A 19,230-nucleotide genomic window follows, 5' to 3' on the forward strand; every position below is an offset into this window, starting at 1 on the left:
CGGCTATATCGGAACGCGCGAAGACGCGGCCGCTGCGGGTGGGGACGAACTTGAAATCATTCATGCGCATCCTCGATCGTCTCGAGGAAACCCTGATTGCAACGCTGATCGCGGCCGCGACGGTGGTGATTTTTGTTGCCGTCGCCCATCGCTACACCACGGATTTCGTGGTCAACCATCGCAGCTGGCCCGGCGCGGTGCCCGCCTACGTGTTCCTCAGCAAGATTCATCTGTCCTGGGCGCAGGAGCTTTGCATCTACATGTTCGTGTGGATGGCGAAGTTCGGCGCGGCCTACGGCGTGCGCACGGGCATTCACGTGGGTGTCGACGTTCTGGTGCTGGCCCTCAGTCCGAAATGGCGCAAGTGGACGATCCTGTTTGGACTGCTCTGCGGCGCGCTGTTCACTGGCATCATCGGCACCATGGGCGCCAGTTTCGTCTACGGCCTGTCGCACACCGATCAGACCTCGCCAGATCTCGAACTGCCAAGCTGGATCGTCTATCTCTGCATCCCGCTGGGTTCTTACCTGATGTGCTTCCGCTTCCTGCAAGTCGCGTTTGCCTACTGGCGCACGGGCGATCTACCGCATCACGATCACACCCATGTCGAGGGCATCGAGGTCGATACCGCGATTGGTCCGACGCCGGAGGGCGTCCGATGACCACGCTGTTTATCTTCGCGCTTCTCATCGCCCTGATGCTGACCGGCATGCCGATCTCGATCGCACTCGGCCTGACGGTTCTGACGTTCCTGTTCTTCCTGACCAGCGTGCCGATCGAAGCGGTGGCGTTGAAACTGTTCACCGGCATCGAGAACTTCGAGATCATGGCGATCCCGTTCTTCATCCTTGCCGGTAACTTCCTGACCCACGGCGGCGTCGCCAAGCGCATGATCAATTTCGCGACCTCGATGGTCGGGCATTGGTATGGCGGCCTCGGCCTCGCGGGCGTTATGGCCTGCGCACTGTTCGCTGCCATTTCAGGCTCGTCGCCTGCGACCGTGATCGCAATCGGTTCGATCCTGATGCCGGCAATGGTCGCGCAGGGCTTTCCCAAGCGCTTCGGTGCGGGTGTCATCACCACATCGGGCGCGCTCGGTATTCTGATTCCGCCGTCCATCGTGATGGTGATCTATGCGGTGGCGACGGGCGGCAGCGTTGCCTTTGGTCCCGGCGGCGAACGCGTGACATCGGCCTCCGTCGGGCAGTTGTTCATGGCGGGCGTGATCCCCGGACTGATGCTGGCCTCGCTGCTCGGCCTGACAACGGTCTACCGCGCATGGAAGTTCGACTATCCGCGGCTGCCCCGCGCGACATGGGTCGAACGGTTCAAGGCATTCCGTGAATGCATCTGGGGTCTGCTGCTGATCGTGATCGTGCTCGGCGGCATTTACGCCGGCCTGTTCACGCCGACGGAAGCTGCGGCCATGAGCGCGGTTTATGCGTTCATCATCGCCGTGTTCGTCTACAAGGACCTGACGATCAGGGATGTACCCCGCGTTCTGCTCGGCTCGGCCAGCATGAGTGCGATGATCCTCTACATCATCACCAACGCGGTGCTGTTCTCGTTCCTGATGACCAGCGAACAGATCCCGCAGCAGCTCACCGCCTGGATGCTGGAGAAGGGCGTCAACTGGGTCACCTTCCTGATCTTCGTCAACGTCCTGCTGCTGGTCGCAGGCAACGTGATGGAAGCCAGTTCCATCGTGCTGATCACCGCGCCGATCCTGTTTCCGATCGCGGTGAAGCTCGGCATTCATCCGGTGCATCTCGGCATCCTGATGGTGGTCAACATGGAGGTCGGCATGTGCCACCCGCCGGTGGGCCTCAATCTCTATGTCGCGTCCGGCATCGCCAAAATGGGCATCACCGAGCTCACGATCGCGGTATGGCCGTGGCTGCTGACAATGTTGATGTTCCTGGTGGTCGTGACCTTCGTGCCGGAAATCTCGCTGTGGCTGCCGCGAACGTTGGGGATGCTGAATTAATGCGCGTTCACCTAGCTGTCCAAAGCTTAAGTTGAAAGCGCGACAGCGGCTGTCATCTTCGGGGAAGTTTCACCCGGAGATGCCCCCATGAAAAAAGCTATCCTCGCCGGCGTCGCGGCGGTTGCTATTATCGGATCGACCGCCGTCTACGCACAGCATCGCCATCATCATCAGCGCATGAGCACGGAAGACCGGGCGGCCTTCGTCGATGCGAAGATCGCGGCGGTGAAGGCCGGTCTTCAGCTCACGCCGGATCAGGAAAAGATGTGGCCGCCGGTCGAGGCAGCGGTCCGCGATTTCGCCAAGCAGCGGATTGCGATGGCCAATGCGCGCGCCAGCGAGCGTGATGCGCGCCGTGCGGAACGGGATCAGAAGGGGTCCGAAGACAGCAAGCCGTCAACAGCCGATCAGACCCGCGATCCGGTGGCCCGTTTGCGCGACCGGGCCGACAGGATGGCAGAGACCGCTGCCGGCCTGAAGAAGATCGCTGATGCGGCTGACCCGCTCTACAAGAGCCTCAACGACGGCCAGAAGCGCCGGCTGGCGGTGCTGACCCGCATGGGCGGTCATCACGGCTGGCGCGGACGGGGCTTCGAGCGCGGGCTGGACGATGACCGATTCGACCGGGATCGCGGTCCTGACCGTGATCGCGGCACCGGCGGCTCCGAGCGCCTCTGAAGGATCGGCTGAAAGCCTGTCGCGCCAACAAAAACCGCCAGATTTCCGGCGGTTTTTCGTATCCGGAACCATCTGGTTTTCCATTGCCTCAGGGGCCGGGAAAACACTGCAACCTTGCTGGACATGGCCGTTTCGCTTTGCTAAACGACGCCGTCCTCAACGGACATCCGGATTGGATCCGGGCGCATAGCTCAGTTGGTAGAGCAGCTGACTCTTAATCAGCGGGTCCCAGGTTCGAGCCCTGGTGCGCCCACCACCCATTCCTCTCAAACCGCCAATCCCGAGGTCGATTTGAAAAGGGCCGTTTCTGGCGCATTTATTGCGTCGGAAATGCATGTTTCCGGTCTCTTCGGAGCCAGGCCGGGAGCAATGGCCACTTTTGACCTCCGGTTTCTGCCTCCGAAAATTCCGTTCCCGGCGATCTGGATTTCTTCGCGCACGACAACGGTAAAGAAGCCAAAAAGAGCAAGTGCGCAAAGAAGTCGAACTGGCCTGCAACTGTAAGAACGAAGGGGCACTCCGCCGCGCCGCGCGCTAGTGCCCGCTATTGACGCGTACGCACGTTCCGCATTCCATAACATTCGATCTGAGCAGGTCTGCTTATGATCCGAAGCAGACGTTCAGGTTAGGGCAAGCCGCGCCTTGAGGCGCGGTGTGACCCAATTGAGAAAGGCTCGTAATTTGAGCGGCACCGGTTTTCGGGGCGCGTAGATGACATGCACCGGAAGTGGTTCCGGCTCAAATTTTTCGAGCACCACGTCGAGCTTTCCCGAGCGCTTGGCTGCATCCATCTTGTATGACATCACCCGGGTGAGGCCGGCGCCTTCGATGGCCGCCAGGACGGCAGCTTCCGATGTGTTTACGCACAGCCGAGACCGGATTGGCGCGATTGTTGGGCGCCTGCCCTGCACAAACTTCCACGATGTTGGCGTGTCGTTCTCGTCGATGGTGATGCAGTTGTGATTCTTTAGATCGCTGAGTTTCTGAGGTCGTCCATAAGCCGCCAGGTATGCAGTGTTGGCGCAGACCACGATGCGTATCGAGCCGATGCGGGTTGCGATCATACTGCTGTCTGGAAGGACGCCCACCCGGATGGCGACATCGACGTCCTCCGCGACAGTGCTGACGATGCGGTCTGTCAGTAAAAGTCGCAGAGAAATATCTGGATAGGTCTCCAGGAATTCCACCGCGATCGGCAGCAGATGGGTGTGCCCCAAGCCCCATGGTGCGGTCACAACCAGATCCCCTTTGGGAATCCGGTATTCGCCGGACACTTCGCGCTCGGCGTCTTCCACCTGCTCGATGATGCGTTTGCAGGCATCAATGTAAGACCGTCCAGCGTCGGTCAGCGTCATTCGTCGTGACGAGCGTTGAAATAACTGAGCTTTCAGGCGCGTTTCAAGCTCGGCAACTTTACGGCTGACGGTCGCAACCGGCGAGCCCAGACGACGCGCCGCGGCGGAGATGCTGCCGGTGTCGGTCACGGCGATGATCACTGACATCGCCTCCAAGCGGTCCATTGGACTTCGGCCCTTCCCATAAACTGAGAACTTCCTTCTCGATCATATGGGTTGCCCGGTTGCCTCGCAACGCGCTACGCGGGAATTAGTGGGAGGCCTTGGATGATAAGTCCGGACCATCATTGCGCCGATGTTAGTGCTTCCTCACGGCACATCGTCATGTTTGGTGGCTTGGCCACCGCCTCAACGCTGGCGGTTCTCCCCAACACCACGGCCACCACGGACCCCAAAGGCGCGAGTGGTCCGCCGGTTGGGGCGGGCGTGATCGCGACAAAAGACGGCACTCAGATTTACTACAAGGACTGGGGGAAGGGCCCAGCGATTATTTTCAGCCATGGCTGGCCGCTCAACGCCGACGCCTGGGACGACCAAATGGTTTTCATGGCGGCGCGCGGTTTCCGCTGCATCGCGTTCGACCGACGCGGTCATGGCCGTTCGAGCCAGCCGTGGCAAGGAAATGATTATGACACTTTTGCGGAAGACCTCGCGGCGCTGATCGGCGCGCTTGATCTCAAGGCAGCAACGTTGGTCGGTCACTCGGCCGGCGCAGGCGATATTGCGCGTTACATCGGCAGGCACGGTACAGCACGTGTTGCCTCGACTGTGATGGTGTCAGCGATCCTGCCACTGATGCAGAAGACGCCAGCCAATCCTCACGGCGTACCCGTTGAAGTATTCGACAATATCCGTGCCAGCGTCACTGGCGACCGGGCGCAATTCTATCGCGATCTTGGCGATGGACCGTTCTACGGCGCCAACCGCCCCGGCTCGAAAGTATCGCAAGGAATCAAGGACGCTTTCTGGCTCTGGTGCATGCAGGTTAGCCTGAAAGCCTCCTACGACGGCGTCACGGCATTTGCCGAAACCGACTTCACGCAAGATCTCAAGCGGTTCGACGTGCCGACGCTAATCGTGCACGGCGAGGACGACCAGAACGTGCCGATTGCGACCACGGCGCTGGTGTCGTCGAAGATGATCAAGAAAGCGACGATAAAGGTGTATCCCGGCGCGCCGCATGGGCTAACCACCACTCACAAGGACAAATTTAATAACGAACTGCTGGCGTTCGTTAAAGGCGCGAGTTCATGACGGCGGTCACGGCGCTCGCGGCAATGGGTTTAAGCGACCGGTCGTTCGAGCAACGGAGCAAAAACGCTATGATATTGTCAGACCAGCATTCTTTATCGCGGCGACGCTTTTGCCTCTGCTGCGTCGGCGGTGCCGCCTTCGTTGCGACCGGCGGCTGGCTTTCGCCGCGCCAGGCTTACGCCGAAGCGCGCGGCCTGGTCAGTCTGATCAAGGATAGCGCTGCCGTCTCGCCGATCGTTACCCATAAATTGCGCAACAATATAAGCGTGCTCGAAGGCTCCGGCGGCAATATTGCCGTGCTCACTGGTCCCGACGGCAAGGTGTTGATCGATGCCGGCATCGGCGTTTCGCGGTCGCGCATGAGCCAGGCGCTCGCCGATCTCGGGCCGGAGCCGATCACGCATCTCGTCAATACGCACTGGCACTTCGACCACACCGACGGCAATGCCTGGCTCAATGCCGCGGGCGCCAAGATTATTGCCCAGGAGAATACCCGAAAATATCTGTCCGAAGTGAAGCGCGTTGAGGACTGGGACTATAATTTTCTGGCACTACCGCCGGGCGGCATTCCCAGCGAAGTGTTTGCCAGCGAGCGCAGCCTTAAGCTCAACGGCGCGACACTCGCGCTGAAGTATTACGGGCCTGCGCACACCGACAGCGATATCTCCGTCACCTTTGCTGAGGCTGATGTCATGCATGTCGGTGACACCTTCTGGAATGGAATTTATCCGTTCATCGATTATTCGACTGGCGGCAGCATCGACGGGACGATTGCGGCCTGCGACGCCAATCTTGCCGCGGCGAAGGACACCACTATCATCATCCCTGGTCACGGCAAGCCGGTCAGCAACAGGGCCGAACTCAAGGAATGGCGCGACATGCTTGTTGCCATTCGTGACAACGTCGCCGCGCTCAAGAAACAGGGTCGCTCGCGCGACGAGACCGTTGCTGTCAAACCAACCGCGGCTTTCGATGCCAAATTCGGCAACTTCGTCATTGATCCCGGCTTCTTTACCCGGCTGGTTTACGAGGGCGTGTGACCACACACATCAGGCAGATTGATTTATCATCTTGAATCCGGAGACTTCGATGACGTTTGTTCAGCTGACCGACACACGCGTCGTTCTGGACCGCCGGCGTTTCTTTCTCGGCGTGTCTTTACTAGTAGCCGGTGCCGCTTATCCGTTGGAAGCGTTCGCCGCGAAAACATCGCCAGCCGTCAAGGCGCCGATCGTTACCCATCATCGCTACAAGACCGTCGACGGCATCAAAATCTTCTACCGCGAGGCAGGGCCTGCCGACGCGCCAGTCGTGCTGCTGTTGCACGGCTTTCCGACCTCTTCGCACATGTTCCGCACCCTGATCCCTGAACTCGCCGACCGCTATCATGTGATTGCGCCGGATTATCCTGGCTATGGTCAGAGCGATATGCCAGACCGCACGAAATTTTCCTACACTTTCGATCGCTTTGGGGAGTTGGTTGACGGTCTGCTCGATCAACTCGGCGTTAAAAAGTACGCCATGTACGTCATGGACTACGGCGCGCCGGTGGGCTGGCGTCTTGCTCTCAAGCATCCCGATCGAGTGACGGCGCTGATTGTGCAGAACGGCAACGCCTATGACGAAGGTCTCAAGGAATTCTGGGATCCGATCAAGGCGTACTGGTCGGATCATTCGGACGAGCACCGTAAGGCGCTCTATAAGCTGGTCACGCCCGAAATCACCAAATTCCAGTACACCGACGGCGTCAGCGACGTGACCCGCGTTGCGCCCGACAACTGGGTGCAGGATCAAGCGCTGCTGGACCGGCCAGGCAATGCCGAGATCCAGATGGATTTGTTTTACGACTACCGCACCAATTTGCCGCTCTATCCGAAAGTGCAGGCCTATTTCCGCAAGTACCAGCCGCCAACGCTGATTGTCTGGGGTAAGAACGATAAGATTTTCCCCGCCGATGGTGCGTACCCTTACAAGCGTGACCTTCCCAAAGTCGAATTCCACCTTATCGACACCGGGCATTTTGCGCTCGAGGACAAGTCTGATGAGATGGTACCGCTGATCCGCGATTTCCTGAGGCGCAAGGTGCGGTCATGAAGGGCCATGCCGCGAGAAAAATTGCAGTTCTGTTGAGCGTGGCCGCCGCCGCGATCTTCATTGCCACGGCCGCGCCTTTCACTACGGCGGGCGCCGAAGATGACAGCTCACCGATCTTCGGCGTCAAAATCCCTGCAGGATACAGGCAGTGGGAATTGATAGCGCCATCACGCGAGGCAGGCTTCGTCGAGCTTCGCGGCATTCTTGGCAACGCTGTCGCGATTAAGGCCTATAGCGAGGGCACGCTGCCTTTCCCCGATGGCGCCATGTTGGCAAAACTTGCCTGGAAAGAAGTGCCGTCGGCCGAGTTCAATGGCGCCTTCGTGCCGGGCCACACCACAACGGTGCAGATCATGGTCAAGGACTCGAAAAAATATACCTCAACTGGTGGCTGGGGCTTTGGCCGCTTCATCGACGGCAAAGCGGTGGACCGGGCGCAACACGAGACCTGTTTTGGCTGCCACCAGGCCAACGTGAAAGATCATGACTTTGTGTTTACACGGTTTGCACGGTGACAGACGAGCACCATCCTGATGAGTTCGATTTGCCGGCAATCGCCAAGCCAGCTGAACAGCCGCCGCCACGCCTTATCGTCTCGCCGCCGCTCGGGGAGGCGCTAGCCAGCGGCCTTCTTGTTCTGCAGTACCGCGCCGACAATCTGCGCATCGCTCCAGTCTACGGCGCCGGCGCACTCCAGGTGGTGCCGCGCCTCGGACATGTCCACGTCACGCTCGACGATGCGAATTGGCATTGGGTCGATGCAAGTGGAGAGCTGATCGTCCAGGGTCTCGACCCTGGAGCCCATCGCTTGCTGATCGAACTCGCGGATCCGACGCATCGTGTGATCGACAGCAAAACCGTAAACTTCCATATTCCAGCACGGTCGGCCGCGCATTGAAAAAATCGCGGTGCTGCGACAAATTGCGACCGGGCCGACGGCCGGTCCAATCTGGAGTCATTCTTTGCCGTTCAATCAATGACAATGAGGACGTTTGGTATGGGCAGAGCGTTAAGCATTCCCGCGTCGTTCTTCGGCATGGTGCTCGGCCTTGTGGGCCTTGGAGGTTGCTGGCGCGTGGCTCATCGAATCTGGGGTGTCTCAGCTTTGATTGGCGAATCCATCATGATGTTGGCCGTAGGGGTTTGGGCGCTGCTCGCTATACTTTACGTGGCGAAGTGGATCTGGCGCCGTGCGGAAGCTCAGAGCGAATTCGAGCATCCGGTTCAATGCTGCTTCCTCGGACTATTTCCTGTCGCAACAATGCTCATAGCTCTGGCCCTGCTACCCTACAGTCATAGCACAGCGGTGATACTCGGTATCATCGGTGGCCTGGGACAATTGGGATTCGCCGTCTACCGAACCGGTCAGTTGTGGACAGGCGGGCGCGATCCACTGACGACGACCCCCGTTCTATATTTGCCGACCGTAGCTGGAAATTTTGTATCCGCGAATCTTGCAGCTGCTTTTGGATTGGGGGACCTGGCAGCAATCTTCTTCGGAGCGGGCGTGCTGGCGTGGATGGCGCTGGAATCAGTGCTGATGCACCGACTGTACGTACATGCGCCGCTTATTCCTCCGCTGCGGCCGACGTTAGGCATTCAGTTGGCGCCGGCTGTCGTCGGGTGTTCGGCTTACCTCTCTCTTACCTCAGGATCACCAGATATAATTGCAAAGGGTCTGCTGGGATATGGACTGTTACAAGCTCTTATTCTTGCCCGGCTTCTTCCTTGGATTATGGAGCAACCGTTTGCCGCGTCCTATTGGGCGTTCACGTTCGGCCTAACGGCGATGGCTTTTGATGGACTAAGGTTTGTCGAGCGTGGAGCGGACGAACTAATGCTTCCATTGGCCTATGTTCTGTTTGCGCTGGCAAATATCAGCGTGGCTGCGATCGCGCTCGGAACGGTGTGGTTGATTATCCGCGGCCGTTTATTCGCCGCACCGTCCGCGACTAAACCCGCTACGCCCTGACTCAAGACAGATCTTTCCGCGCCCCGAGCAAACCTGTCCTTCGTTCAGAAACCCCGCCGTGCATCCGCACTGAAACGCGAAGTGGTCGATGAAAGCCTTCTGCAACGGGGACAATTCGCCCATCTCATCCAAGGTGCGGGCATGAATCTTCCGGGCAATGGCTACTGCTTGTATGCGATCAGATGTTGCGAGATGTCGTCAGCCGCGGCTTTCAGATCCGGCATGAATTTCTTGAACAGCGCCTTCGGAGAGTGGCGCGCGAGATTTGTGGACAGGTTGATGGCCGCGATGGTGCTGCCGTTAGCCCCGTAGATCGGAACGGCCATACCGAACGCGCCGAGTTCGAGCTCTTCGGTAACCACGCTCCAGCCCTGAACGCGCACCTTTTCGATTTCCTGCTCAAGCTTGTGGACATCGGTCACCGTCGTTCGGGTCCATTGACGGCGTTCCGAATTGGCGAGCACTGCGGAGCATTCGTCTTTTGGCAGTCCTGCGAGAAGCACGCGCCCCATCGATGTGCAGAACGCCGGAATGCGGCTTCCGGTGATCAGTCCTCGGCGCAGCACGCTCGTGACTTCGGCACGTGCGATATAGAGAACGTCTGCGCCGTCCAGCACCGAGATGGCGACGACCTCGTCAACCTTGCGGGAGAGGGTCTCGATCACTGGCTGCGCCACCTCGCGCAGCGACAGCGACGACAGATATGCAAAACCCAACTGGAGAATGCGCGGCGTCAGCATGAAGTCGTCACCCTCCTGACGCGCCATCCCGAGTGTGACCAGCGTGTACAGCAGCCGGCGCGCGCCGGCCCGCGGCAAGTTCGTGTGCCGGGCGACATCGGTGAGGGTCAGCTTGCGGTGATCACCGAACGCCGAAATGACGGCGAGGCCTTTTGCGAAGGCTTCGACGAAGGTGTCGCTGCCGCCCGGCCATTTCGAGATGTCCGTCCAAGGATCGCTGACGCGCACGGTCATTGTTGCCAAACCCCTCGGCTTGTGGCTATCGTTGTTCGATAGTCGACAATAAGTTCGACAGCCGAACAATGAAAGAGGGGAAATGATGCGACGATCGTTTAATTTGCTGAAGGTGCTGGCTCTGGGGGCGGCCTGTCTGGCGGCTCCAACCGCGCAGGCCCAGGATTTTCCGAACCGGCCGATCAAGATCGTCGTACCTGCCGCGGCGGGCGGTCCCACGCACATCACCGCGCAAATGCTTGCGGAGAAGATGCAGGCATCGCTCGGCCAGCCGGTGATCGTCGAGCCGAAGCCCGGGGCCGGGAACAATCTCGGCGCGGAGTTTGTCGCAAAAAGTGCGCCGGATGGCTACACGCTCCTGTTCGCGACAACGGGCACGCACGCGATCAACCAGACCTTGTTCAAGAAACTGCCGTTCGATCCGATCAAGGATTTCGATCCGGTTTCGCTGGTGGTGCAATATCCCCTGATGCTGGTTGTTTCATCGGACCTGCCGGTTAAATCGGTCAAGGAACTGATCGAGTACGCCAGAAAGAATCCCGGCAAGCTCAATCGTGCATCCGGCGGAATGGGTACGTCGATGCATCTGTCGGGCGAATTGTTCGTCAAGCAGGCCAATATCGAAGCGCCTCACATTCCGTACAAGGGCAGTGCGCCTGCGCTCAACGACCTCATGGGCGGGCACGTCCAGTTGATGTTCGACTCCATGATTACGACGATGCCGCTCGTCGAGAGCGGTCAATTGCGTGCGCTGGCCGTCACAGGCAAGAAGCGCTCTCCGCTGCTTCCTAACGTGCCAACCATCGCCGAAAGCGGGCTGCCGGACTACGAAGCCACCGGCTGGACCGGCATCGTGGTGCCGGCGGGGACGCCGCGGGACGTCATCATGAAACTGAACGGCGCGATCGTCGAAGCGATCAAGTCGCCCCCGGTGCAGGAGGCGTTCAGGAAGCAGGCCGCGGAGCCGGTCGGCTCGTCGCCGGAAGAGTTTGCCGCGTTTATCCGCAAGGAAACCGACAAGTGGGGCGCGACCATCCGCGCTGCGGGCATCAGCGCTGACTGACCGCTACCTGTCATTTTGAACCGGAAGAACGCTCATGCTTCAGTCCCTGGTCTCCGAGAAGAAAATCGATTGTGACGTTCACGTCACTTTGCCGACAACGGCGAAACTGGCGCCGTACCTTGACGACTACTGGCGCGAGCAGGTGACGACGCGTGGAATCGATCGGCTGGAACTGACCAGCGATATCTCGAACATCAGTCCGGCCTTGCGGCCGGACTGGAAGACAGGCAGCGATGTGCAGACAATCCGCACATTGGCGCTGGAGCCGTTCGGCACTGACATAGCCATCTGCAACTGCCTTTATGGCGCGCAGGCGGTCTACAATGCCGACCTCGCCGTGGCGCTGTGCCGTGCGATGAATGATTGGCTGGCCGAGGAATTCCTGAGCAAGGACCAACGGCTGCGTGGATCGATCGTCTTGCCTTGGCAGAGCCCGGAGAAGGCCGCGCTGGAAATTGAGCGGCTCGCATCCGACCGGCGGTTTGTCCAGGTATCGATGATGGCCATGGGCGACATGCCGCTCGGCCGGCGCGCGATGTGGCCGATTTATGCCGCGGCGGAAGCTCACGGTTTCGCGGTCGGGGTTCACGCGGGCACGGCTTACCGGTTCGCGCCCTGGACCAACGGATGGCCGTCCTACCACATCGAGGATCAAGTCGCGCAGAGTGTCGGTGTGCAGACGCAATTGCTCAGCCTGATTACCGAGGGTGTGTTTGAGGAATACCCGAAGCTGAAGGTTGTGCTGATTGATTCTGGCGTGACATGGCTTCCGCCGTTCCTGTGGCGCATCGACAAGCTCTGGCGCGGCCTGCGGATGGAAGTTCCGTGGCTGAAGAGGTCTCCGAAAGAGATTGTATCCGAGCATGTGCGCCTGACGCTGCAGCCGTTCGACGGTCCCAAGGACGCGCAAGTGATTCAAGAACTGGCCGAACAGATCGGCGAGCACATGCTGCTGTTCTCGACCGATTATCCTCGCTGGAATTTCGACGGCACCGATGCCGTGCCGCTGCGAGGGCAGCCGGATCTGATGCGAAAGCTCCGCACGGAGAACCCATTTGAAACCTACGCACGGCTCCGGGAGGTCTGACATGACGGTGATCGAGAGTCCTCAAGCGGGAATCGCCAGGAAGGCGGATGCCGGCATCATCGACTGCGATATTCACCCGCTTCCGAAGAGCGCCAAGAGCCTCCACCCGTTTCTGCCCAAGCGATGGCAGGAGCACTCCGAACAGTTCGGCGGGCATCTGCGGCAACCCTTCATAAACACGACACAGTATCCGCGTTCGGCGCCGCTGATTTGCCGCCGCGATGCGTGGCCGCCGTCCGGCGGTCCGCCTGGCTCCGATCTCGACTTCATGCGCGAGCAGCATCTCGATCCGTTCAACATCATCAACGGCATTCTCATCCCGTTGTTCGGGAACGTCGGAAGTGAGCGTAACCTCGGTTACGCAGCAGCCCTCGCCACGGCTCACAACGACTGGCAAGTGGCCGAATGGCTCGACAAGGAATCGCGCCTGCGCGGCACGCTTGTTGTTTCGCAGGACGATCCCGTTGCTGCGGTGAAGGAAATCGAACGCTGCGCGCGGGACCGGCGCTTTGTGCAGATCATGCTGGCGCCGCGCAGCAGCGAGCCGCTGGGGCGGCAGCGTTACTGGCCGATCTATGAAGCCGCCGAAGCGCACGACCTGCCGCTCGGCATCCACTCCTATGGCGTCGGCGGTCATGCCTCGACAGGCGGCGGCTGGCCGTCATTCTATATGGAGGAGCACTACGCGACCACCATGGGCGGACCGGCGACCATGAGCAGCCTCATTCTTGAGGGCGTGTTCGAGCGCTTTCCCAAGCTCAGGGTTGTGCTGGTGGAAATCGGTTTCGCGTGGGTGCCCAGCTTCGTCTGGCGCATGGATCGCTTGTGGGAACGGATGCGTGGCGAAGTCCCTCATCTGAATCATCCGCCGTCGTATTATGCGAAGCGCAATTTCTGGTACACAACCCAGCCGATGGAGGAGCCGGGCAGGCCGGACGACTTGCGCCGCACCTTCGATTGGGTGGGCTGGGACCGGTTGCTGTTCTCCACCGACTACCCGCATTGGGATCAGGACGATCCCGCTTACGCCTTCAACATCAAGCTGACGCCCGCGGAGCGGCGGCAAATCTGCCACGACAACGCCGAACAATTCTACCGGTTCTGAGCATGCCGAAACATCGTATTGCCTTCGTCAAGGAAATCCCGCCGGGGAGCAACAAGGTCGTGAACATCCGCGGCCGTGAAATCTGTGTCTTCAACGTCGGTGGCGACTTCTTTGCACTGCTGAATCGTTGCCCGCATGAAGGCGCGAAGCTCAGCCGTGGCGTTGTCGTCGGCTTGCCGGAATCTGAAACGCCCGGCTGTTACAAACTCTCGCGGCCCGGTGAAATCCTCCGTTGTCCCTGGCACGGATGGGAGTTCGATCTGAAGACAGGCAAATCGCATTGCGATCCGGAACGCATGTTCACGAAGCAATACAAGACGTGCGTCGAGAACGAGACGGCGGTTGCCGAGCGCGAGCTTCAGGCGGAGACGTTTCCTGTCGTGGTGGAAGAAGCAACGGTCTTCGTCGAAATGTAACCCGCTGCCGCAGCATTCCCTTCAGAATAAGAAAATGAGCAAACGATGAGCGAAAACGGTTGGCATGCGATTTGTCAGAATACCGATATCGATGAAGGGGGAATGCTTCCCTTCGAGGTCGGCAATTTTCAGGTCGCGCTCTACAAGGTGAACGGCGAGATCTTCGCCACCGACAACGTGTGCACGCACGGCATGGCGCTGCTGACGGACGGTTTCCTGGATGACGATGTCGTTGAATGTCCGCTGCACGGCGGCATGTTCAACGTCAAGACGGGGAAGGCCCTGTGTGAACCGGTCGACTGTGATGTGAAGGTGTACAAGACGCGTCAGGTCGATGACCGGATCGAGGTCCTGCTCAGCGAGTAACCGGCGGCGTCTTGCGGGCCTCGATCGCGAAAGATACGTTCGAGTTTTCCAGTTCAGGGGCATGTTCGGATGACGACGTTCCTGTTTGACGGGCCCGAAGCCGCTGACATCACCATTCTTCTCGCGCACGGCGCCGGCGCGGCGATGGATTCCGCTGCGATGACAGCGAGTGCCAAAGTCCTCGCGCAATCCGGCTTTCGCGTCGTGCGCTTCGAGTTTGGCTATATGGCCGCTCGGCGGACGTCGAACACAAGGAAGCCGCCGCCCCGCGCGGACCTGTTGAAAACGGAGTATCTCGCGGCTGTCGATGCCCTCGGCGCAACGGACAAACTCATCATCGGCGGAAAATCGATGGGTGGCCGCGTTGCCAGCATGGTCGGCGATGAGCTCTACGCGTCCGGAAAAATCGCCGGGCTACTGTGTCTCGGTTACCCATTTCATCCGCCAGAGAAACCCGAGCAGTTGCGCACCGCGCATCTTGCCGATCTCAAGGTGCCAACACTCATCGTGCAGGGCACGCGAGACCCGTTCGGAACAAGGGACCAGGTTTCCTCGTACTCTCTCTCAAAGAGGATCGAGATTCTCTGGCTTGAAGACGGCGACCACGATCTGAAGCCGCGAAAAAGCGTGTCAGGCCATTCCGCGGCGGATCATTTGAAGACTCTTGGCGAGGCGGCCGCATCCTGGGCTCAAAAAATCACGTCGTGAGCACGGTCAGTGCTCTGAGCCACGCGCATCTATCATTTTATCGCAGCGGCATCGGTGGCCGGGGAACGCTGGTATCGCCGGGCGGCGGCGGAAGTTGCTGCACGGGCGCAGGAGCGGGTGGCGGGATGTACGCTTCGCGTTGCGCGGCGGTTTGCGGATAAGCCGGGCTCGGCGAATAAGCATGTGATGGTGAAGGCGCAGAGGTCCGAGACATCGCAGGCGAGGGCGGTTGCCGCGAAGCTGGGGCCGGCTTCGTCGCCTGTGCGACAGGCTTGCGTTGCGCTGTTTGCTCTGTGGCTTTCGCGACATCGCGGCTCAGTTGCCGCTGGCCAGCTTGCAACTGTTCGACGGTTTCCTTGAGTGAAGCGATTTCGCGCGCCATGGTTTCAACCGACTTCGCGAGTTCGAGCGAAAGTTCAGCCTGCGCCGGCGAAGCTTCCGCCGCCCGTGTTGATGGCGGTGTCGCGGATTCGGCTGGCGCGGCCGGTGGCGCAGCGACAGTCTCCGGCGCTGATGCGCGTGCGGCAGCCTGCTGGGATTCCGGGATCGGGGAGGCAGCATCCTGCTGTTGGGCGGATTTGGTGTCTTGCGCGGGAGCCGGCGTGCTCACCAAGAGCTGCGGCACGAGGTCTGAGATTCTCTGCTTTGCGGCGTCGCCATAGGAATACCAGACCGCAGCCATCCCGCAGCCGGTGCATGCGATCAGCGCCAGGCGCCCCATACCGCGGCCGAAACCGGTGCGTGATACCGGATCGCGAACGTCGACGATGTTATCGTTCAGGGGAGTGTCGATAGCCGATGGCTCGCTGGCCGACTCCGTTACCTCGGTCGGTGTCGCATGAACCTCGGACTGATTGGGCGTCAGCCGCGGCGCAAGATCGCGAAGCTGGGCAGCGATGACATCATGCGGATCGTCGGTCTGCGAGTCAGCGTGTTGCAACTTGAATTGCATTGGCGCTCCGTGATTTTGAAAGGTGCGATGCGCGGGAGATTTCCGGCCGATCTGCAGGCGCAAGGGGGACATCGCGCTTTGACCGCAGCAAGGCAGCATCATGAAAACTGTGAGGCAGCGGAACCGTCGCGAATCTTGCGCGACGCGGCAGGCGGCCGGCCGGGAAACCTGCATGGGCCAATTGACGACCGTGCAGACAGGTGCAAATTCAGGCAGCTAGCTGGAGGGAAATCCATGCCTCACATCGTCTGCCATTATTCCGCGTCGCCCGATATGCCGCCGATTCTCGATGTGATGCTGGGGCTTCATCATGCCGCGGCGTCGACTGGCGTCGTTCAGGCCGACGATCTGAAGATCCGGGCGCTGCCATTTTCGGATTATCTTGTCGCCGGAGAGGAGCGCTCGTTCTTTCACATCTCGCTATATCTGCTGGCTGGCAGAACTCCGGAGCAGAAGGAGCGGCTGAGCATCGCGCTGCGTCAGGAGCTTGCAGAGCTTCTCCCCGGCATCACCAGTATCAGCATCGACGTCCGCGATATGGACCCGCAGGCTTACAAGAAGCGGCTGCTCGATAGTCCGTCTCACTCCGCGCGGCAGGCCTAAACCAGCAGCGGCTTGGCCGTGACGGCCATGTCCTTGAGCAGCGGAAGAAAGCGGTCGATCATTTCGCCGGTAGTGATACGGTCGACATGTGCGCCGATATTTGCCGCCGCCACGACCGCGCCATCGTAGCGATGAATCGGCACCGAGATCGAGCGGAAGCCAGGCTCCGCTTCGCGGTCGACCAGCGAATAACCCTTGCTGCGGTCGCTGATGATGGTGGCGATGACGGTGGATTTGTCTGTGACGGTTTCCGGCGTCTGGGCCGTCAGCGTCATGGCCTCAACCGCGGATTTTAGCTCTTCGTTGGAGAGGCGGCCGAGCAGCACGCGGCCCACCGACGTGCAATAGGCCGGTAGCCGGTAGCCGATATCGATGCCGGCGGAAAAAACCCGCGCCGGACTGGCCCTTGCGACAAAGACGGCTTCCTGCCCGTCCAGAATCGCGAGCGAGCAGACTTCGCGGGCCTTCGTGGAAATGTCGTCCATCAGCGGCTGCATGACGGCAACGATCTGATTTGACGACAGATAGGCCGAGGCCAGCGCCAGCACACGCGGTGTGAGCGAAAACAGCCGCTCGTCGCCGACGACGAAGCCGGACTTCTGGAGGGTCAGCAGAATTCTGCGGGCGGTGGCGCGCGGCAGATTGGATGCCTTGGCGATGTCGCTCAGGGTCATCGGGCGATGCTCGGTGCCGAACGATTGCAGCACCCGAAGGCCGCGGTCGAGGCTCTCGATGAACTCGCCGCCGTCGCGTCTGGCTTCTTCTTCCTCTGCGGTGCGCTTCACGCGGGGCATGCTCGGTCGGCCGTTCTTTCCGGTCATGAGTCGATCCGCCAGACGAGACCATAATTCGCGGGATTATGCACCCACCGCTTTGATCGTTGTCAAAAGCGTCTTGAAGTCGAACGAGAGGTCAGCGGCTTGCTCCGGCGTCGGTGAAACGCCGCCGCTGATCAGCCGTCGGGCCGCCATCTGATCGCCGGCGCGGTTGACGCTGTCGACGGCGCACAGTTTGTCCCGGCGATAGTAGAAAACCGAGAACTGCCCGTCTTCCAGCGATCCGCGTACCGCCTGCCGGTCGAAATTGCGCGATATCCCCACGGTCTGCAGTTTGGCGTCATACTGATCTGACCAGAAGCGCGGCACGCTGTCGTAAGGCCCGGTTTTTCCGGCGATAGCGAGTCCGGCGGCCTTGGCCTGATCCTGTGCATTCTGGACCGATTCCAGGCGAAGCCAGCCCTGCGCATGGGCGTTGTAGTGATTGGCACAGTCGCCGGCCGCGTAAATAGCGGGATCGCTGGTCAGGCCGTGGTCGTCGACAACGATTCCGTCGGTGCAGTTCAACTGCGCATCACGCGCCAGTTGATCGTTGGGCACGCCCCCGATTCCCACAAGGACGAGATCGGCGCGCAACCGCGCACCGCTTCGCGTTCTCACTACGCCGGCAAGGCCGTTGCGGTCCTCGATTTCTGCAACACCTTCGTTGAGCCGCACATCGACGCCGTGCCTTGTATGCAGATCGAGCAGGAACTGCGAGACGACCGGCGAGACGGAGCGTTCGAGCAGCCGGGACGCGCTCTCGATGACGGTGACTTTCTTGCCGAGCTTGCTGGCGGATGCTGCGACCTCGAGGCCGATAAAGCCGCCGCCGACGATCACGATCTCGGCCGCATTCCGCAGCCGCTCCTTCAGGTCGATCGCGTCACGGATCGAGCGCAGATAGCACACGCCGTCGAGGTTCGAGCCGGGAATGGTCAGCCGCCGCGCGTGGGAGCCTGTGCCGATGAATAGCTTGTCGAAATCCAGTGTCGTGCTGCCGTTGATCGAAAGCTGCCGCGCGCGCCGGTCGATCGCATGGACGCGCGTTTCGAGAATCAGATCGATCTGCTTGAGCTTGAAGAATGCGTCGTCGCGAAGAACCAGCCCATCCTGCTTGATCTTGTCGAGCAGGAAATCCTTGGACAGCGGAGGGCGCTGATACGGCAGCAAATGATCGTCGGTGACGACCGTGATGCGCTCCGCATAACCGCTGTCGCGTGCCGACAGTGCGGCCTGGATGCCGGCATACGATGCGCCCACGACGACAAGGCCGCTCATGATTGCGCTCCGGGAATATGGACGGTCAGGGCTGTGATCGAAGGCGGGAGTTTCAACTGGCAACTCAACCGGCTGGTGGGTTTGCGGATGGCGGCGACGGAGCTGAGCAGCTCGAGCTCTTCCGGCTGCGGTGGCGCCAGAACGCCTGAATGGCTTTCGTCTATGTAGACATGGCAGGTGGCGCAGTCGAGGCAGCCGCCGCACTCTGCATCGATTCCAGAAATGCCATTGCGGATAGCGGCGAGCATGACGCTCGTCCCGCTATTGATGTTCACGACATTCTCTGAACCGTCGGGCTGAACGAATGTGATCCGGGCCATGACTGTGTCCGCTGCTGAGCGCCATATGCAAAGTTCATTTAACGAACATATGGGCGTTCAACGAACATATCAAGCCGGAGGGAGCCGCGCAGGTCCGCTCGAAGCATTCAATTTCGCATTTGCAGCATAAATAAGCGCTCGCAGCCGTCAAATTGCACTTGCGTGTTTTCCAATTTGGAGACAGTCTAACAAATATCGCA

22 protein-coding genes, 1 tRNA gene and 1 pseudogene are annotated in these 19,230 nt (G+C 60.1%); 17 read left to right on the forward strand and 7 right to left on the reverse strand.

All coding sequences use genetic code 11. The features are described 5' to 3' along the window. Positions 1-62: 62 nt before the first annotated feature. From ACP7AL_RS07780 to ACP7AL_RS07795, 4 genes are all read left to right on the forward strand, one after another. Complete coding sequence (locus tag ACP7AL_RS07780) at positions 63-662, forward strand: TRAP transporter small permease (RefSeq protein WP_425991650.1); 600 nt, start codon at positions 63-65, stop codon at positions 660-662. Next, entirely contained in the window at positions 659-1,987 is a 1,329-nt protein-coding gene (locus ACP7AL_RS07785) for a TRAP transporter large permease (protein WP_006021650.1), read from the forward strand. Before ACP7AL_RS07780 ends, ACP7AL_RS07785 begins: the two co-directional genes overlap by 4 nt. 87 nt (positions 1,988-2,074) lie before the next feature. Next, the gene (locus ACP7AL_RS07790) at positions 2,075-2,665 is read left to right on the forward strand and encodes a Spy/CpxP family protein refolding chaperone (protein ID WP_425990380.1); all 591 of its coding nucleotides are present in this window, start codon (positions 2,075-2,077) and stop codon (positions 2,663-2,665) included. A 180-nt stretch (positions 2,666-2,845) separates the two neighbouring features. Next, a tRNA-Lys gene (locus ACP7AL_RS07795) sits at positions 2,846-2,921 on the forward strand. A gap of 364 nt (positions 2,922-3,285) precedes the next feature. Here the strand turns inward: ACP7AL_RS07795 and ACP7AL_RS07800 are convergent. Beyond that, a complete protein-coding gene (locus tag ACP7AL_RS07800) occupies positions 3,286-4,185 on the reverse strand; it encodes a LysR family transcriptional regulator (RefSeq protein WP_425990382.1) in 900 nt (299 codons plus the stop codon). A gap of 159 nt (positions 4,186-4,344) precedes the next feature. Between ACP7AL_RS07800 and ACP7AL_RS07805 the strand changes: the two genes are divergently transcribed. From ACP7AL_RS07805 to tehA, 6 genes are all read left to right on the forward strand, one after another. Further along, positions 4,345-5,274: an alpha/beta fold hydrolase gene (locus tag ACP7AL_RS07805; RefSeq protein WP_425990384.1), complete on the forward strand. Its 930-nt coding sequence runs from the start codon at positions 4,345-4,347 to the stop codon at positions 5,272-5,274. A 68-nt stretch (positions 5,275-5,342) separates the two neighbouring features. After that, positions 5,343-6,314: an MBL fold metallo-hydrolase gene (locus ACP7AL_RS07810; RefSeq protein WP_425990386.1), complete on the forward strand. Its 972-nt coding sequence runs from the start codon at positions 5,343-5,345 to the stop codon at positions 6,312-6,314. Between the two features lie 49 nt (positions 6,315-6,363). Further along, positions 6,364-7,368 carry an alpha/beta fold hydrolase gene (locus ACP7AL_RS07815; RefSeq protein WP_425990388.1) on the forward strand — a complete coding sequence of 335 codons (1,005 nt, stop codon included), beginning with the start codon at positions 6,364-6,366 and terminating at the stop codon, positions 7,366-7,368. After that, positions 7,365-7,883, forward strand: coding sequence for a cytochrome P460 family protein (locus tag ACP7AL_RS07820; protein ID WP_425990390.1), 519 nt, complete (start codon positions 7,365-7,367; stop codon positions 7,881-7,883). The genes ACP7AL_RS07815 and ACP7AL_RS07820 overlap by 4 nt, the downstream gene beginning before the upstream one ends. Further along, the gene (locus tag ACP7AL_RS07825) at positions 7,880-8,266 is read left to right on the forward strand and encodes a DUF6130 family protein (protein ID WP_425990392.1); all 387 of its coding nucleotides are present in this window, start codon (positions 7,880-7,882) and stop codon (positions 8,264-8,266) included. Before ACP7AL_RS07820 ends, ACP7AL_RS07825 begins: the two co-directional genes overlap by 4 nt. 99 nt (positions 8,267-8,365) lie before the next feature. Beyond that, positions 8,366-9,340 (forward strand): dicarboxylate transporter/tellurite-resistance protein TehA, encoded by a 975-nt coding sequence (gene tehA, locus ACP7AL_RS07830; protein WP_425990394.1) that lies wholly within the window; start codon positions 8,366-8,368, stop codon positions 9,338-9,340. A gap of 30 nt (positions 9,341-9,370) precedes the next feature. On the opposite strand, the pseudogene ACP7AL_RS07835 reads toward tehA, so the two are convergent. Together ACP7AL_RS07835 and ACP7AL_RS07840 are read right to left on the reverse strand one after the other, a co-directional pair. Beyond that, positions 9,371-9,460, reverse strand: a pseudogene (locus ACP7AL_RS07835) ((2Fe-2S)-binding protein); the annotation flags it as partial. 41 nt (positions 9,461-9,501) lie between these two features. Then, positions 9,502-10,314: an IclR family transcriptional regulator domain-containing protein gene (locus ACP7AL_RS07840; RefSeq protein WP_425990396.1), complete on the reverse strand. Its 813-nt coding sequence runs from the start codon at positions 10,312-10,314 to the stop codon at positions 9,502-9,504. An 82-nt stretch (positions 10,315-10,396) separates the two neighbouring features. Between ACP7AL_RS07840 and ACP7AL_RS07845 the strand changes: the two genes are divergently transcribed. From ACP7AL_RS07845 to ACP7AL_RS07870, 6 genes are all read left to right on the forward strand, one after another. Further along, the gene (locus ACP7AL_RS07845; protein WP_425990398.1) at positions 10,397-11,377 is read left to right on the forward strand and encodes a Bug family tripartite tricarboxylate transporter substrate binding protein; all 981 of its coding nucleotides are present in this window, start codon (positions 10,397-10,399) and stop codon (positions 11,375-11,377) included. Positions 11,378-11,411: 34 nt separating this feature from the next. Beyond that, on the forward strand, positions 11,412-12,464 hold the full coding sequence (locus ACP7AL_RS07850; RefSeq protein WP_425990400.1) for an amidohydrolase family protein: 1,053 nt from the start codon (positions 11,412-11,414) through the stop codon (positions 12,462-12,464). 1 nt (position 12,465) lies between these two features. Continuing rightward, on the forward strand, positions 12,466-13,569 hold the full coding sequence (locus ACP7AL_RS07855) for an amidohydrolase family protein (RefSeq protein WP_425990402.1): 1,104 nt from the start codon (positions 12,466-12,468) through the stop codon (positions 13,567-13,569). A gap of 2 nt (positions 13,570-13,571) precedes the next feature. After that, positions 13,572-13,985 (forward strand): Rieske (2Fe-2S) protein, encoded by a 414-nt coding sequence (locus tag ACP7AL_RS07860; protein WP_006021644.1) that lies wholly within the window; start codon positions 13,572-13,574, stop codon positions 13,983-13,985. 45 nt (positions 13,986-14,030) lie between these two features. After that, entirely contained in the window at positions 14,031-14,351 is a 321-nt protein-coding gene (locus ACP7AL_RS07865; RefSeq protein WP_006021643.1) for a non-heme iron oxygenase ferredoxin subunit, read from the forward strand. Positions 14,352-14,420: 69 nt separating this feature from the next. Beyond that, a complete protein-coding gene (locus ACP7AL_RS07870; protein ID WP_425990404.1) occupies positions 14,421-15,059 on the forward strand; it encodes an alpha/beta family hydrolase in 639 nt (212 codons plus the stop codon). A 37-nt stretch (positions 15,060-15,096) separates the two neighbouring features. Here the strand turns inward: ACP7AL_RS07870 and ACP7AL_RS07875 are convergent, their stop codons facing one another. Continuing rightward, positions 15,097-16,011 (reverse strand): hypothetical protein, encoded by a 915-nt coding sequence (locus ACP7AL_RS07875; RefSeq protein WP_425990406.1) that lies wholly within the window; start codon positions 16,009-16,011, stop codon positions 15,097-15,099. A 234-nt stretch (positions 16,012-16,245) separates the two neighbouring features. Between ACP7AL_RS07875 and ACP7AL_RS07880 the strand changes: the two genes are divergently transcribed. Then, positions 16,246-16,614, forward strand: coding sequence for a 5-carboxymethyl-2-hydroxymuconate Delta-isomerase (locus ACP7AL_RS07880; RefSeq protein WP_425990408.1), 369 nt, complete (start codon positions 16,246-16,248; stop codon positions 16,612-16,614). Here the strand turns inward: ACP7AL_RS07880 and ACP7AL_RS07885 are convergent. From ACP7AL_RS07885 to ACP7AL_RS07895, 3 genes are all read right to left on the reverse strand, one after another. Next, entirely contained in the window at positions 16,611-17,408 is a 798-nt protein-coding gene (locus tag ACP7AL_RS07885) for an IclR family transcriptional regulator domain-containing protein (RefSeq protein WP_425991652.1), read from the reverse strand. The genes ACP7AL_RS07880 and ACP7AL_RS07885 overlap by 4 nt on opposite strands. Before the next feature lie 63 nt (positions 17,409-17,471). Then, complete coding sequence (locus tag ACP7AL_RS07890) at positions 17,472-18,710, reverse strand: NAD(P)/FAD-dependent oxidoreductase (protein ID WP_425990410.1); 1,239 nt, start codon at positions 18,708-18,710, stop codon at positions 17,472-17,474. Beyond that, the gene (locus tag ACP7AL_RS07895) at positions 18,707-19,030 is read right to left on the reverse strand and encodes a 2Fe-2S iron-sulfur cluster-binding protein (RefSeq protein WP_425990412.1); all 324 of its coding nucleotides are present in this window, start codon (positions 19,028-19,030) and stop codon (positions 18,707-18,709) included. The genes ACP7AL_RS07890 and ACP7AL_RS07895 overlap by 4 nt, the downstream gene beginning before the upstream one ends. Between the last annotated feature and the right edge of the window lie 200 nt (positions 19,031-19,230).

Origin of the sequence: Afipia sp. DC4300-2b1, from assembly GCF_049895725.1 — a bacterium.
In the GTDB taxonomy this organism is placed as follows: Bacteria; Pseudomonadota; Alphaproteobacteria; order Rhizobiales; family Xanthobacteraceae; genus Afipia; species Afipia broomeae.